12 protein-coding genes are annotated in these 14,170 nt (G+C 72.4%); 10 read left to right on the top strand and 2 right to left on the bottom strand.

The genetic code is table 11. From position 1 onward, the window contains the following. Positions 1-53: 53 nt before the first annotated feature. From EJG53_RS38895 to narI, 5 genes are all read left to right on the top strand, one after another. The gene (locus tag EJG53_RS38895; protein ID WP_125048824.1) at positions 54-635 is read left to right on the top strand and encodes an acetoacetate decarboxylase family protein; all 582 of its coding nucleotides are present in this window, start codon (positions 54-56) and stop codon (positions 633-635) included. Between the two features lie 566 nt (positions 636-1,201). Then, complete coding sequence (locus EJG53_RS38890) at positions 1,202-4,936, top strand: nitrate reductase subunit alpha (RefSeq protein ID WP_125048823.1); 3,735 nt, start codon at positions 1,202-1,204, stop codon at positions 4,934-4,936. Next, positions 4,936-6,534 carry a nitrate reductase subunit beta gene (narH, locus tag EJG53_RS38885; protein WP_167515240.1) on the top strand — a complete coding sequence of 533 codons (1,599 nt, stop codon included), beginning with the start codon at positions 4,936-4,938 and terminating at the stop codon, positions 6,532-6,534. The genes EJG53_RS38890 and narH overlap by 1 nt, the downstream gene beginning before the upstream one ends. Next, positions 6,531-7,145 (top strand): nitrate reductase molybdenum cofactor assembly chaperone, encoded by a 615-nt coding sequence (gene narJ, locus EJG53_RS38880; RefSeq protein ID WP_125048822.1) that lies wholly within the window; start codon positions 6,531-6,533, stop codon positions 7,143-7,145. Before narH ends, narJ begins: the two co-directional genes overlap by 4 nt. Continuing rightward, complete coding sequence (gene narI / locus EJG53_RS38875) at positions 7,142-7,852, top strand: respiratory nitrate reductase subunit gamma (protein WP_125048821.1); 711 nt, start codon at positions 7,142-7,144, stop codon at positions 7,850-7,852. The genes narJ and narI overlap by 4 nt, the downstream gene beginning before the upstream one ends. Before the next feature lie 174 nt (positions 7,853-8,026). Here narI and EJG53_RS38870 read toward each other — a convergent pair whose 3' ends face one another. Further along, a complete protein-coding gene (locus tag EJG53_RS38870) occupies positions 8,027-8,908 on the bottom strand; it encodes an RNA polymerase sigma factor SigF (RefSeq protein WP_125049873.1) in 882 nt (293 codons plus the stop codon). A gap of 284 nt (positions 8,909-9,192) precedes the next feature. On the opposite strand from EJG53_RS38870, the gene EJG53_RS38865 reads away from it, so the two are divergent. From EJG53_RS38865 to EJG53_RS43110, 5 genes are read left to right on the top strand one after another with little or no spacing between them, the layout of a single operon-like run. Further along, positions 9,193-10,077: an STAS domain-containing protein gene (locus EJG53_RS38865; RefSeq protein ID WP_125048820.1), complete on the top strand. Its 885-nt coding sequence runs from the start codon at positions 9,193-9,195 to the stop codon at positions 10,075-10,077. Beyond that, positions 10,074-10,484: an STAS domain-containing protein gene (locus EJG53_RS38860; RefSeq protein ID WP_031000262.1), complete on the top strand. Its 411-nt coding sequence runs from the start codon at positions 10,074-10,076 to the stop codon at positions 10,482-10,484. The genes EJG53_RS38865 and EJG53_RS38860 overlap by 4 nt, the downstream gene beginning before the upstream one ends. Continuing rightward, positions 10,468-10,956: an ATP-binding protein gene (locus EJG53_RS38855; RefSeq protein ID WP_125048819.1), complete on the top strand. Its 489-nt coding sequence runs from the start codon at positions 10,468-10,470 to the stop codon at positions 10,954-10,956. Before EJG53_RS38860 ends, EJG53_RS38855 begins: the two co-directional genes overlap by 17 nt. Beyond that, positions 10,941-11,969, top strand: a complete 1,029-nt coding sequence (locus tag EJG53_RS38850; RefSeq protein WP_125048818.1) for a SpoIIE family protein phosphatase — start codon at positions 10,941-10,943, stop codon at positions 11,967-11,969. The genes EJG53_RS38855 and EJG53_RS38850 overlap by 16 nt, the downstream gene beginning before the upstream one ends. Beyond that, positions 11,966-13,621, top strand: a complete 1,656-nt coding sequence (locus EJG53_RS43110) for a PP2C family protein-serine/threonine phosphatase (protein ID WP_244955523.1) — start codon at positions 11,966-11,968, stop codon at positions 13,619-13,621. Before EJG53_RS38850 ends, EJG53_RS43110 begins: the two co-directional genes overlap by 4 nt. Here EJG53_RS43110 and EJG53_RS38840 read toward each other — a convergent pair. Beyond that, on the bottom strand, positions 13,613-14,050 hold the full coding sequence (locus EJG53_RS38840) for an ATP-binding protein (RefSeq protein WP_125048817.1): 438 nt from the start codon (positions 14,048-14,050) through the stop codon (positions 13,613-13,615). The two genes, EJG53_RS43110 and EJG53_RS38840, sit on opposite strands and share 9 nt — an antisense overlap. Positions 14,051-14,170 lie beyond the last annotated feature (120 nt).

Below are 14,170 nucleotides of genomic sequence, written 5' to 3'. Positions count from 1 at the left end.
CGGTGCCCGGTACCGGCGCCGCGCCGGGTCCGTACCCGCCGCCGCCCTGGCGCATGAGAGGCCACCTGTGGGGTGGCCTCTTCGCCACGGACGCGGCCCCGCCCCTCCCCCCGGACCTCTCTCCCCTGACGGCCCGTTCGCTGGCCGTGTTCGTGCTCCGGTACCGCGCGGGGACCCTCCGCTACGACGAGCTGATCGTGGGGACACCCGCTCGCCACGGCCGGCGGGCCGGTCTGTACGTGCACTGGATCTGGGTCGACGACGAGCGGTCACTGCGGGGCGGGCGCCGCATCTGGGGAGTGCCCAAACACCTGGCGGAGTTCCGCTGGGAGGGGCCACGGGTCCGGGTGACCGACGGCCAAGGGCTCGTCGCCGCTCTGCGCCTGTCGGCCAAGGGCCCGTCGTTCCCCAGGCTCCCCCTGCCGATGACGGGCTTCGGCACCCTCGACGGGGCGCGGACGGTGTTCACCGCACGGTTCACCGCCCGCCCGGGGGCCGCTTCGGTACGCGTGGAGGAGTGGCCGGCAAGGCTGCCCGCACTCCGCCATGCCGGCGCCCGCCCCGGTTTCCGCGCGGCATCCTTCACCATGGCCCTGCCCGCCCCCACACTCCACCTCGCTCCGCCGGCCGGCTGATTCACCGAATTCACCCGCCGGCCCGCCCCGGCGGAGGACGACTCCAGGCGGGGCGCGGTAGGAATTTACAGTGATCGGCAGCCAGCCTCATCAGACATTCGTTCGAGGAATGGGGCCGCGAATCGGCTGCCGTGGAAGAGGAAAGGGCGGCTCTGCATCGACCATCCTTTACGTAGCCGTACGGGCTACCGGGCTGCGGAAGCTACGCGGAATGCACTCCCGGAAAGGTCACTCGCCACGGCACCGACGACCGAACCATCACATGACACCCCTGGACAACGGCGACATGATTCATACGGCTCCGACGGGCGAGCAGCCCGAAAAGCAGCCGGGACCAGCGCCCGCAACCGGCCCCCGCACACCCTTCGCTCCTTTTTTCGAACACGAGAACGTGTCCTTCGGGTATCCCCGCGGCAACCACGGCAAAGCGCGGGGAAAATAACTTCCAGACCTGGCCAACTGGCGAAAAAGCGTCCCTGTTTCCGCCGGACGCGGGGGAATCTGGGGGCGTTTCGTAAAGTGGCGTGCCCAGCGAGTCCGCCACACGGCCCAGGAGGAGCCCTCGTATGTGGCGTGGCAGGGCAAAGGCGGAACGTGCCGCGGCGGAGGCGGCCGAACGGCTCCTGGCGGTCGGCCGGCTGCTGAGCCGGGCGCCGGTTTCGGAGGACGGGCGGGCGGTTTTCCGTACGGATCAGGGCGTGAATGACGCGCCTTACCGGGAACGGTGGGCGCACGACAAGGTGGTGCGTTCCACCCATGGGGTGAATTGCACGGGCTCCTGTTCCTGGCAGGTGTTCGTCAAGGACGGGCTCATCACCTGGGAGACGCAGGCGACGGACTATCCGACGACGGGTCCGGACCGGCCGGAGTACGAGCCCCGGGGCTGCCCGCGCGGCGCGTCCTTCTCCTGGTACACGTACTCCCCCACCCGGGTGCGCCACCCGTACGCGCGCGGCGTGCTGGTGGAGATGTACCGGGAGGCGCGGGACCGGCTCGGCGACCCGGTGGCTGCCTGGGCGGAGATCACCGGCGACCCGGAGCGGCGCCGGCGCTACCAGCGGGCGCGCGGCAAGGGCGGGCTGGTGCGGGTCGGCTGGGACGAGGCGCTGGAGATCGCGGCCGCCGCCCATGTGCACACCTTGCGGGAGCACGGGCCCGACCGGATCGCCGGGTTCTCCCCGATCCCGGCGATGTCGATGGCCTCGCACGCGGTCGGCGCCCGGTTCATGTCGCTGATCGGCGCGCCGATGCTCTCGTTCTACGACTGGTACGCGGACCTGCCGATCGCCTCGCCGCAGGTCTTCGGCGACCAGACCGACGTTCCGGAGTCGGGCGACTGGTGGGACGCGGCCTACCTGATGCTGTGGGGTTCCAATGTGCCGGTGACCCGCACGCCGGACGCCCACTGGATGGCCGAGGCCCGCTACCGCGGCCAGAAGGTGGTGGTGGTCTCCCCCGACTACTCGGACGCGACCAAGTTCGCCGACGAGTGGCTGCACCCGCATCCGGGCACGGACGGCGCCCTGGCGATGGCGATGGGCCACGTGATCCTGCGCGAGTGTTTCGTGGACCGGGAGGTGCCGTACTTCACCGACTATGTGAAGCGGTTCACGGACCTGCCGTTCCTCGTGGAACTGGAGGAGCACGGGACCGGCGAGGCGGGCGCGGAAGGAGCAGCGGCCAAGGCGGGCGAGTCAGGTGCGGACGGGACGGCGGGCGGCGCCCCCCGGGTGGTTCCGGGCCCGTTCCTCACGGCCCAGCACGCCGGACTGGCCACGGACATCGACGCGGAGCCCCGGCGCTGGATGCCCGTCCTCGTCGACGCGGTCACCGGCGCCCCCGTGGTACCGGCCGGAACGCTGGGCGACCGCTGGCGCGCGGGCGGCGAAGGGCGCTGGAACCTGGACCTGGGCGAGGTCGATCCGCAGTTGAGTCTGTACGGGCGGCCGGACGCGACCGTCGCGCGGGTGCTGTTGCCGCGCTTCGACCAGGAGCGGGGCACGCTGGAACGGGAGGTCCCGGCCCTCCGGGTCGGCGGGCGGCTGGTGACCACGGTCTTCGATCTGCTGCTGGCGCAGTACGGGGTGGGGCGCCCCGGTCTGGGCGGGCAGTGGCCCGCTTCGTACGAGGACGCGGACGTGCCGTGCACTCCGGCGTGGCAGGAGACCCTCACGTCGGTGCCGGCGCGGGCCGCGGTGCGGGCGGCGCGGGAGTTCGCGCGCACGGCGGAGCAGACCCGGGGCCGCTGCATGATCGTGATGGGCGCGGGCACCAACCACTGGTTCCACTCGGACACCATCTACCGGTCGTTCCTGTCCCTGCTGCTGCTCACCGGGTGTCAGGGCGTCAACGGCGGCGGCTGGGCCCACTACGTGGGCCAGGAGAAGGTGCGCCCCTACGCGGGCTGGCAGCAGTTGTCCACGGCCGCCGACTGGGTACGCCCGTCCCGGCAGATGGCCGGTACGCCGTACTGGTATCTGCACACGGGCCAGTGGCGGCACGACCGGGCCCCGGCCGACGCGCTCACGTCCCCGGCCGGCCGGGGCCTGTTCGCCGGGCAGCACACCGCCGACCTGGTGGCCCGCTCGGCCCGCCGGGGGTGGATGCCGTCGTACCCCACCTTCGACGCCAATCCGCTGGACCTCGGGCGGCGGGTCCGCGAGTCCGGCGCCGATCCCGGCCGGTGGGTCGCGGACGAGCTGGACGCCGGCCGGCTCTCCTTCGCCTGCGAGGACCCGGACCGGCCGGCCAACTGGCCGCGCGTGCTGACGGTGTGGCGGGCCAATCTGATCGGTTCCTCGGCGAAGGGCAACGAGTACTTCCTGGGCCATCTGCTGGGCGCCGACGACAACGCGAGCGCGCAGGAGGTGCCGCCTGAGTTGCGCCCGAGGGATGTCACCTGGCGCGAGGAGGCGCCGCGCGGCAAGCTCGACCTGCTGCTGGCGCTGGACTTCCGTATGACGTCCACGACCCTGTTCGCCGATCTGGTGCTGCCGGCCGCGACCTGGTACGAGAAGCACGACCTGTCCAGCACGGACATGCATCCGTACGTGCACGCCTTCTCGCCCGCGATCAGCCCGCCCTGGCAGGCCCGTACCGACTTCGAGATCTTCCACGGACTCGCCCGGGAGGTGAGCCGGCTGGCCGCCGGGCGCCTGGACACGGCCTGCGACCTGGTGGCCACGGCGCTCCAGCACGACACGGCGGCCGGTGAGGCACCGCCCGCGGGGCCGACGGCGCCGCGCTACACGCTCGTGGAGCGGGACTACACCGCGCTGGCCGACCAGTTGGCGGCCCTCGGACCGCTGCCTCGGGAACAGGGCATGACCGTCAAGGGCGTCACCGTACAGGCCGGTCCGGAGACGGACTGGCTCGCCAAGCGCTGCGGTACGGCGGCCGACGGCACGGCGCGCGGCCGGCCGCTGCTCGACACCGACGTGAAGCTGTGCGAGGCGATCCTCGCCCTGTCCGGCACCACCAACGGCCGGCTGGCCGCCGAGGGCTTCCGCGCGCTGGCCGGGCGCTGCGGCACCGGCCGCGGCCTGGAGGAGCTGGCCGCCTCGGTCGCCGAGCGGCGCATCGTCTTCGCCGACACCCAGGCCCGTCCGGTGCAGGTGTCGGCGAGCTTCGAGTGGTCGGGCAAGGAGGGCCCGGAGCGCCGGTACGCGCCGTTCACGGTCAACACCGAACACCGCAAGCCCTGGCACACCCTCACCGGCCGTCAGCACTTCTACCTCGACCACGAGTGGATCGCCGAGTTCGGCGAACAACTGCCTGTCTACCGGCCGCCGCTGGACCTGGCCGCGCTCGGCGAACAGCCGCGCGCCGGCGCGTCCGCCGAGCGGTCGGTGACGGTGCGCTACGTCACGCCGCACTCCAAGTGGTCCATCCACTCCGAGTTCCAGGAGAACCTGCTCATGCAGACCCTGGCGCGCGGCGGCCCGGTGATCTGGATGAGCGTGGCGGACGCCGAGGCCGTCGGTGTGGCGGACAACGACTGGATCGAGGCGGTCAACGCCAACGGCGTGGTCGTCGCCCGCGCGGTCGTCTCGCACCGGATGCCGCCCGGCACGGTGTTCATGTACCACGTGCAGGAGCGCCTGGTGAACGTGCCGCTGTCGCAGACCACCGGGCGGCGCGGCGGTGTCCACAACGCGCTGACCCGGCTGCTGATCAAGCCCACCCACCTCATCGGCGGCCACGCCCAACTGTCCTTCGCCCCCAATTACTACGGTCCCACCGGCAACCAGCGCGACGCGGTCACCACCATCCGCCGCCGCTCCCAGGAGGTCAGCTACTGATGCGCGTCATGGCGCAGATCGCGATGGTCATGAACCTCGACAAGTGCATCGGCTGCCACACCTGCTCGGTCACCTGCAAACAGACCTGGACGAACCGTTCCGGCACCGAGTACGTCTGGTTCAACAACGTCGAGACCCGGCCCGGCCAGGGCTATCCGCGCGCCTACGAGGACCAGGACGTCTGGCAGGGCGGCTGGCAGCGCAAGCACGGCCGGCTGGTGCCGCGCAGCGGCGGCCGGGCCCGCCTGGCCCGGCTGTTCGCCAACCCCCGGCTGCCCACGCTGGACGCCTACTACCAGCCGTGGACGTACGACTACGGCGTTCTGACCGACGCGCCGCTCGGCGACGACGTGCCCACCGCGCCGCCCCGCTCCCTGACCGACGGACGGCCCACCGCCGTCACCGGCGGCCCGAACTGGGACGACGACCTCGGGGGCGGGCCGGAGCACCTCGCCGGCGACCCCGTGCTGAAGAAGATGAGCGAGCGGGTGCGGCTGGAGTACGAGCAGGCGTTCATGTTCTACCTGCCGCGGATCTGCGAGCACTGCCTCAATCCGTCGTGCGTGGCCGTGTGCCCGTCCGGCGCCCTCTACAAGCGCATCGAGGACGGCATCGTCCTGGTGGACCAGGACCGCTGCCGGGGCTGGCGTATGTGTGTGACCGGCTGCCCGTACAAGAAGGTCTACTTCAACCACCGCACCGGCAAGGCCGAGAAGTGCACCCTGTGCTACCCGCGGCTGGAGGCGGGCGAGCCCACCGTGTGCTCCGAGACGTGCGTGGGGCGGCTGCGCTACCTCGGCGTCGTCCTCTACGACGCCGACCGGGTCGGCGAGGCCGCCGCCACCCCCGACGAGCGGGACCTGTACGAGGCCCAGCTCTCCTGCTTCCTCGACCCGTCCGACCCCGGGGTCGCCCGCGCCGCCGAAGCCGCCGGCATCCCGCACGACTGGGTCACCGCGGCCCGCAACTCGCCGGTGTACGCGCTGATCAGCACCTACCGGGTGGCGTTGCCGCTGCACCCGGAGTACCGCACCATGCCCATGGTCTGGTACGTGCCGCCGCTGTCCCCGGTGGTGGAGTCGCTGACCGCCACCGGGCACGACGGTGAGGATCCGGCCAAACTGTTCGCCGCCATCGACGCGCTGCGGATTCCGCAGGAGTACCTGGCCCACCTGTTCACGGCGGGCGACACGGCGCCGGTGGAGGCGGCCCTGTGCCGGCTGGCCGCGATGCGTGCCCATATGCGGCGCGCCAACCTCGGGGAGGAGCAGGACCCGGCGATCGCCGCCTCGGCGGGCATGACCACCGCGTCGCTGGAGGCCATGTACCGGCTGCTGGCCGTGGCCAAGTACGAGGAGCGCTACGTGATCCCCACCAGTTACGCCGTCACCGGTCCCGAAGCCGCGGACTCCGGGTGCAGCCTGGAGGGCGCGGGGGCACCGGGCATGTACGACCCGGAAGGCTTCCACGCCCCGCCCGCCGCGCCGCCCCGGGCGGAACACGCGGGCACCTCGCTGCGGGACCGGGTGAACCTCCTGAACTGGAACGGCCGCGGACGCCCCGCCGGCCTCTTCCCCCGCCGGGGAGGAGAGTCGTGAACGCCCCACTGGTCCACCAGGCCGCGTCCCTCCTCCTGTCCTACCCCGGGTCCGACTGGCCCGCCCGGCACCAGAGCGTCCGCGCGGCCCTGCGGACGGAGACGGACGGACCGGCCGCTCTCCTCCTGCGGTTCTGCACCCGCGTCCAGGACGTGCCCACGCTGACCCTCGCCGCGCAGTACGTCACCGCCTTCGACCGCAGCCCCCGCCGGACCCAGCACCTGACGTACTACACCGACGGCGACACCCGGCGGCGCGGCGCCACCCTCGCCCGGATCAAGGCGCGCTACCGCGCCGAGGGCTGGCAGCCGGCCCCGGACGAACTGCCCGACCACCTTCCCCTGATGCTGGAATTCGCCGCCCGCGTCCCGGCGGCCGGCCGCGCCCTGCTGCACGAGCACCGGGCCGCACTGGAACTGCTGCGCCTCGCCCTGGCGGGCCACCGAAGCCCGTACGGCGACGTCCTCGACGCCGTCTGCCGCACGCTGCCCGGGCCGCGCCCCGCCGACCGGGCCGCCGCCCGCCGCCTGGCCCGTACCGGGCCACCGCCCATGGAGACCGTGGGCCTGGACCCGTTCCCCGGCCCCGCACCTCGAGGAGCCCGCCGGTGAACCCCCTGCACACCGCGCTGTGGGGCGTGCTGCCCTACCTCGTCACGACCCTGCTCGTCGCGGGTACCGCCTGGCGCTACCGCTACGACCGTTTCGGCTTCACCAGCCGCTCCAGCCAGTTGCACGAGAGCACGCTGCTGCGCCTCGGCTCGCCGCTGTTCCACTATGGGCTGCTGTTCGTCTTCGTGGGTCATCTCACCGGTCTGCTGATCCCCGAGACGTTCACCGAGCGCGTCCACGTCCACGAGTGGCTCTACCACGCCAACGCCCTCGCGGTCGGCGGCGTGGCCGGGCTGGTCACGACGGCCGGGCTGGCCGTGCTGATCTACCGGCGGCTCCGCGTCCCCGCGGTGCGGGCCGCCAGTCTGCGCAGCGACCGCCTGGTGCACCCGCTGCTCGTCGCGACCCTGGTCGCCGGGCTGGCCGCCACCGCCACGACCACGAGCGACCATCCGTACGACTACCGGCAGGGCGTCTCGGTCTGGTTCCGCTCGCTGTTCACCTTCAGCCCCGACGTGCCGGTCATGGCGCACGCGCCGCTGGTCTACCAGCTCCACACCCTGCTGGGCATGGCGCTGTTCGCGCTGTGGCCGTTCAGCCGTCTCGTGCACGCCTTCACCGCGCCGGTCGGCCATCTGTTCCGCCCGTACGTCGTCTACCGGTCGCGCGGGACGCGGGGGCAGGGCGTCGGGCGCGTCCGTCGGTGAGGGGGCGGACATCTGTCCGAAGCGCACCGGGACGAAAACACCGGTTCGGTGGGGACGAAGTGGGTACACCGTTCACAATGAGGCTTTTCACCCCCATTGCCGCGCGACCCACCTGCCGGTACCGCGCTCCGGACGCGGGACGCCAGGCGGCGCCACCGGCCCGCCGGCGTACGGCTACTGGTCCAGCATCCCCTTGCGCAGTTGGTCCAGGGTCCGGGAGAGCAGCCGCGAGACGTGCATCTGCGAGATGCCCAGCTCGGCGCCGATCTGAGCCTGCGTCATCTCCTGGACGAAGCGCATCTCGATGATGCGGCGCCGCCGGTCGTCCAGCTCGTGCAGGAGCGGGGCGAGCGCGTTCAGGTTCTCGACCAGCTCCATCGCCGGGTCGTCGTCACCCATGACGTCGGCGATGGCGCGGCTCTCACCGGCCGCGCCGGAGCCGTCGCCGGTGCCGTCCAGCGAGCCCGCCGTGTAGCCGTTGCTGGCGGCGATCGCGTCGACGACCTCGTCCTCGCCGATCTTCAGGCGGGCGGCCAGTTCGGCGACGGTGGGTTCGCGGCCCAGGTCGGCGGCGAGCTGCTCACCCGCCCTGGACAGCTCGACCCGCAGCTCCTGGACCCGGCGGGGGACGTGCACGGCCCAGGTGGAGTCACGGAAGAAACGCTTGATCTCACCCACGATGTACGGAACGGCGAAGGTGGAGAACTCGACCTCGCGCGAGAGGTCGAACCGGTCGATCGCCTTGATCAGGCCGATGGTCCCGACCTGGATGATGTCCTCCGCGTGCCCGAGGTCCTGGCGGCCGCGGAAGCGGGCGGCGGCGAACCGCACCAGTGAGAGATTCATCTCGATGAGGGTGTTGCGCGCGTACTGGTACTCGGCCGTCCCCTCCTCCAGCTCGGCCAGCCGGGTGAGGAACAGCTTCGACAGGGCCCGGGCGTCCCGGGGCGCCACCTTGGTCGCGTCCGTGACGCGGGGCAGCTCGGGCGCCTGCGGCACCGCCCCCGCCGGCTCCGCTGTCGTCGTCCCCGCTGCACGGTCCTGCACGGCAAGCATGGTCACGTCTTCACCCTTCACAGTACGTACGGTCAGGTGCACCTGCCCTAGTCTTAGGTGTTCAACCCTTGCCAGTGGGAAACAGTTGCCCATGAGGGCGGCGAACCACCCTCCGGGGCGGTCCAGGGGGTGCGGCAGCGGTGGTCCGGCCTTCGGTCCCTTGTCCGCCCTCGGTAACATTTGCCGGACGGCAATCGAAGATCGCGTGCGGTTGAATACGCACCGCACGGGCAGCACACGATGCGCGCTTGTGCTCCCGCCAACCACCGAGAAAGGACCATGGGTTGAGTTTCACCGAGGCCGCGGCACGTGAGCGTGTCATCGGCACGCTGCGCGCAGAGTCCGACACCGTCTCCGACCGCTGGGTACAGCTTCAGCTCGCGCAGGAAGAGATGCGCGACATCGCCAGCGAGAGCGAACTGCGGGAGGAAGCGGACGCCTTGCTGGGCGCCCTCCTGCGGAGCCTGGAGAGCGACATCCCGGCCAACCGGGTGGTGGCCACCGACCGGCCGCTGCGCCAGGCTGTGATCGATCTCTCCATGCGCAGGGCCCGCAACGGCGCCATGCCGACCGTCACGTCGCTGGCCGTCCTCTCGCTCAAGGAGGCACTCCTGGAGGCGGTGCAGCGGCAGACCCGGGACACCGAGGAACTGTTCGTCATCGCCGTCCTGATAAACCGGCTGCTGGACAGCGCCGGCGCGCTCTCCTTCGAGACGTACGTGGAGGGCCGCGAAGAGATCATCCGACGGCAGAGCCGCCAGCTCCTGGAGGTGTCCACACCGGTCGTCCGGCTGTGGCGCCAGGTCCTGGCCGTACCGCTGATCGGCACGCTCGACACGACCCGCACCCAGGTGGTGATGGAGAACCTCCTGGAGGCCATCCAGGAGCACGAGGCGCTGGTCGCCATCATCGACATCACCGGTGTGCCGACCGTGGACACCGCGGTCGCCCAGCACCTGATGCAGACCGTCAACGCGGTACGGCTGATGGGCGCGGACTGTGTGATCAGCGGCATCCGGCCGTCCATCGCGCAGACCATCGCCCAGCTCGGCATCGACCTGTCCACCATCCTGACCCGCACCACCCTCGCCGACGCGCTGGCCGCCGCCGTCAAGCTCACCGACGAGGCGTCCGCCCATACGTCCACGGGCGCGCGGGAGAACCGGTGAACGCGCGGCCCTCGGCCGGCGTGCCCATCCTCCGACTGGGCGACGTCCTGGTCACCGGGCTGCTCAACGAGCTGGACGACGCCACGGTGGTCGCCTTCACCGAGGAGCTGACCACCCGCATCACGGCCGACCGGGCCCGCGGTGTGCTCATCGACATCTCCCGGCTGGAGATCATCGACTCGTTCGTGGCGCGGACGCTGATGGAACTCACCACCATGGCGCGGCTGCTGGGTGCCCGGGTGATCGTCGCCGGTATGCGTCCCCCGGTGGCCATGACCCTGGCCGAACTGGGACTGCGGCTGACCGGCGTGGAGACCGCCCTGAACACGGAACACGGCATGGCGGCCCTGGGCTGGCATCAGAGTCCCCGTCCCTCAGGAGAGGTTCTGCATGACGGGACCCGGTGAATTCGCCCGTACCGGCGCCGCCGGTACCACAACGCTGAGCGGTGACAGTGCCGGGCAGGCCGGTCTTCCGGCCGAGCCCACGGTGCTGCACGTGCGCAGCGAACAGGACCTGCTCGCGATCCGGCACGCGGTGCGCGACGCCACCCTCACGGTGGGCTTCAGCATCGTCGACCAGACGCGGGTGGTCACCGCCGCCAGCGAGCTGGCCCGCAACGCCTACATCCACGGAGGTGGCGGCACGATACGGATCGAGTACCCGACCCGGCCCGGCGCGGTGGGCCTGCGGCTGACCGTCGCCGACACCGGTCCCGGTATCGCCGACATCGACGCGGCGCTCACCGACGGCTACACCACCGGCGCGGGTCTCGGGCACGGGCTGGGCGGCGCGCAGCGCCTGATGGACGAGTTCGAGATCCGTACCCGGGAGGGTGGCGGTACGACCGTGACCGCGACGCGGTGGGCCGACCGTTGACCCTCTCCCCTGCTGTACACCCGACCGCGTACATCCCGGTCGACCACTACAGCGCCGTGCACCTGGCCGCCCAGGCCGCACGGTCGGTGGCGCAGCGCTGCGGGCTCCAGGGGGCGCTGCCCGACCAGGCCGCGGTGATCGCGTCCGAACTGGGCAGCAACCTCGCCAAGCACGCGGTGGACGGGGCGCTGTACGTCCAGGCCCTGCCGCTGGGCAACGGTGTGGAGATCCTCGCCGCCGACCGGGGCCCCGGCATGCGGGAGTTCCAGCGCTGTCTGGCCGACGGGTACACGACGACGGAGACGCTCGGCGCCGGCATAGGCGGCGTCAACCGCATAGCGACCAGTTTCACCGTCCGTACCCACGAGCCCGGCGGCACCGTGGCCTGTGCGCGGCTGACGCCGCCCGAGGACGCGGACACCGGCCGCCGGGCGATCGGCGCCGTCTGCCTGCCCGCCGAGCGCGAGGAGGTCAGCGGCGACGCGTGCACGGTCGCGGAGACCGAGCAGGGGCTGACCGCGATCGTGGTCGACGGCCTCGGGCACGGCCCGGAGGCGTCCGAGGCGGCGCAGCTCGCGCTGCGCACCTTCGCCAGGGCGCCGGACCAGCCGCTGCCCGGTCTGCTGACCACCGTCCACCGCGCGCTGCGACGCAGCCGGGGCGCGGCCGTCGGGCTGCTGCGGCTGCACGCCGGGCGCGCCCAGTACTGCGGCATCGGCAACGTACGGTGCCTGACGCTCTCGCAGCAGGACATCCGGAACCGCCACACCGGGCAGCCCGGCGTGGCGGGACTGGAGATGCCGCAGCCGCTGGTCCGCGAGATCCCGTGGGAGCCGCGGCTGACCGCCCTGATGCACACCGACGGCATCGACCACCGCTGGGCGTACAGCCCGGACCCCTTCGTCCTCCGGCTCCCCGCGCCGCTGCTGGCCACGGCCCTCGTGCACGGCCACCGCCGCAGCCGGGACGACGCGACCGTATTGACCGCCAACCTCCACCAGAGACTCTCGTGAGCCGTCACACCTTCCATGCGCTGCCGCCGCTGCGCCACGCCGTACGCCGGCTGGGCGCGGCCAACGCCCTGCCCGTCGAGACCCGGGCGCGCCTCGTCCTGTCCGTGAGCGCGCTGGCGGACACGGTGATACAGGCCGGTTACGGGGTGACGCTGGAGTCGTCCCGTACGTGTGCGACGGATCGTTCCTCCTCGGGCGGTTCTCCGGGCGCGGGCTCCCGCTGCGGCGCTTCCCGCGGCCGCGCTTCCGGCGACGGGGCTTCCAAGAACGGCCACGGGGCCGATGCCGGGGCCGGGAACAGAGCTGACGACGGGGCCGAGGCCGGAGCCGCCGCCGGGGTTCCCCGGGCCCGCTCGGGTGACGGGGAGACCGCGCCGGCAGCCGCCCAAGGCACCTCAGGCACCTCGGACGCCTCAGGCGTCCCGGAAGCCGCCGAGAGTGCCGCCGCCCCGGCCGCGGACGCACCGGCCGACTCCACCGCCGCTGCCGACTCCGGCTTCCTCGCGGTCACCCTGCGCACCCCCGCCCCCGTGCTCACCCCGCCCGCCGGAGCCACCCTGCTGCTCCCCGCCGAGGTGTCACCCGACGCGGCCACCTGGCACGTACCGCTGCCGGCCGGGACACCGGAGGTCCGTATCCCCTGGGGACGCGGGACGGACGGCTCGACGACGGGCGGCAACGGCCGGCTGCGCGGCAGCGGTCCCGCTCCCCTGGCTCCCCTCCCGGCAGGCGCCCCGGACGGCAACGGGGACGGTACGGCGACCGATCCGGCCACCGAGAACCGCCTCCTGGAGGAGGAGCTGCGGGTCGCGCTGGCCCGGGTGGACACCCTCGCCGCCGACCAGCGCCGGCTGACGCACGAGCTGGCCGAGACGAACAGCGGGGTGCTGGCCCTCTACGTGCAGTTGGAGGAGCGCGACGAACAGCTCCGCTCGGCCCACGGCCACATCCTGCGCGAGCTGGAGGACGCGCTGCGTCCGCCGCCGATCGCGGTGGACGGGCTGGAGCTCGCCGTCCACTACGCGCCGGCCGGTACCGACGCGCCCACCGGCGGAGACTTCTACGACTGGTTCACGCTGCCGGACGGGACGGTGCACATCACCGTCGTCGACGCGCTCGGGCACGGCGTACGCAGTACGCGCAGTGCGCTGAACGTCACGCACGCGGTACGGACGCTCGCGCTGGAAGGGCACCCGCTGAAGTCCATCGTGGCCCGGACGGACGAGATCCTCGCGCCGCTCGACCCGGAGCTGATGGCCACGGTGCTGCTGGCCCGGATCGACCCGGCCAGCGGGGACCTGGTGCTCGCCAACGGCAGCCATCCGCCGGCGCTGGTCGTACGGGCCGCCGGCGGGGAGGAGTATCTGGAGGTCCGGGGGCGCGGGGTGGGCTATCCGTTCCCGGGCAGCGAGCGGCTGCTGCACGCGAAGCTGGACGAGGGGGACCTGCTCGTCCTGTACACCGACGGGCTGACCGAGAGCCGCCGGGACCCCAGGGAGGGCGAGCAGCGGCTGGCCGAGAGTGCCCGGCGGCACCGCGACCGGCCGGTCCGGGAGATTCCCGGCGCCATCGCCGAGGACATGCACACCGTCATCCTGCACTCCGACGACACGCTCGCCCTGGCCGTCCGGCCGACGCCGCGCTCACGCTGAGCGCCGGCCCTCCCGGGCGACGACGGCGGTGACCGTCTTGCCCTGGGCGGAGGTCTCCACCGAGGTGGAGACGGCGAGGCGGCGGACCATCGGCCACCCGAAGCCGCCGCCCTCGCCGCGTACGTCCGGGTTGCGCTCGCACGGCGGCCGGGGGCTGGCGTCGGACACGGCCACCGTGACGGTGCCGGGGGCGGCCGCCAGGCTCAGCGTGCAGGTGCGGGTGAGGGTGTGCCGGACCGCGTTGGTGACCAGCTCGGAGACGATCAGCACGACGGCGTCGGAGGCGTCCCGGTCCGGCGGCGGTCCCAGACCTTTCAGGAAGTCGCCGGCGACGTCCCGTGCGACGGCTGCCGCTTCGGGCGTGTTCTCCAGCGTCACCGCCAGTGAGGGCGCAGCGGAAACCCTGTGCGGGGCCGTGGCGCTGCTCATCGGGCTCACCTCGTTTCCCGTTGGACCGTAAGGCGTACAAGTAGGCAGCTTTCCCGCCGGAGAACGACGCAATCCACCCCAATGCACAGGGAACCGTACGTTCCCCTTGGGTGTTTCACC

Origin of the sequence: Streptomyces chrestomyceticus JCM 4735 (genome assembly GCF_003865135.1) — a bacterium.
Lineage (GTDB): Bacteria > Actinomycetota > Actinomycetes > Streptomycetales > Streptomycetaceae > Streptomyces > Streptomyces chrestomyceticus.
The sequence above is the reverse complement of the archived record's forward strand: the minus strand, read 5'-3'. Positions and strand labels throughout refer to the sequence as shown.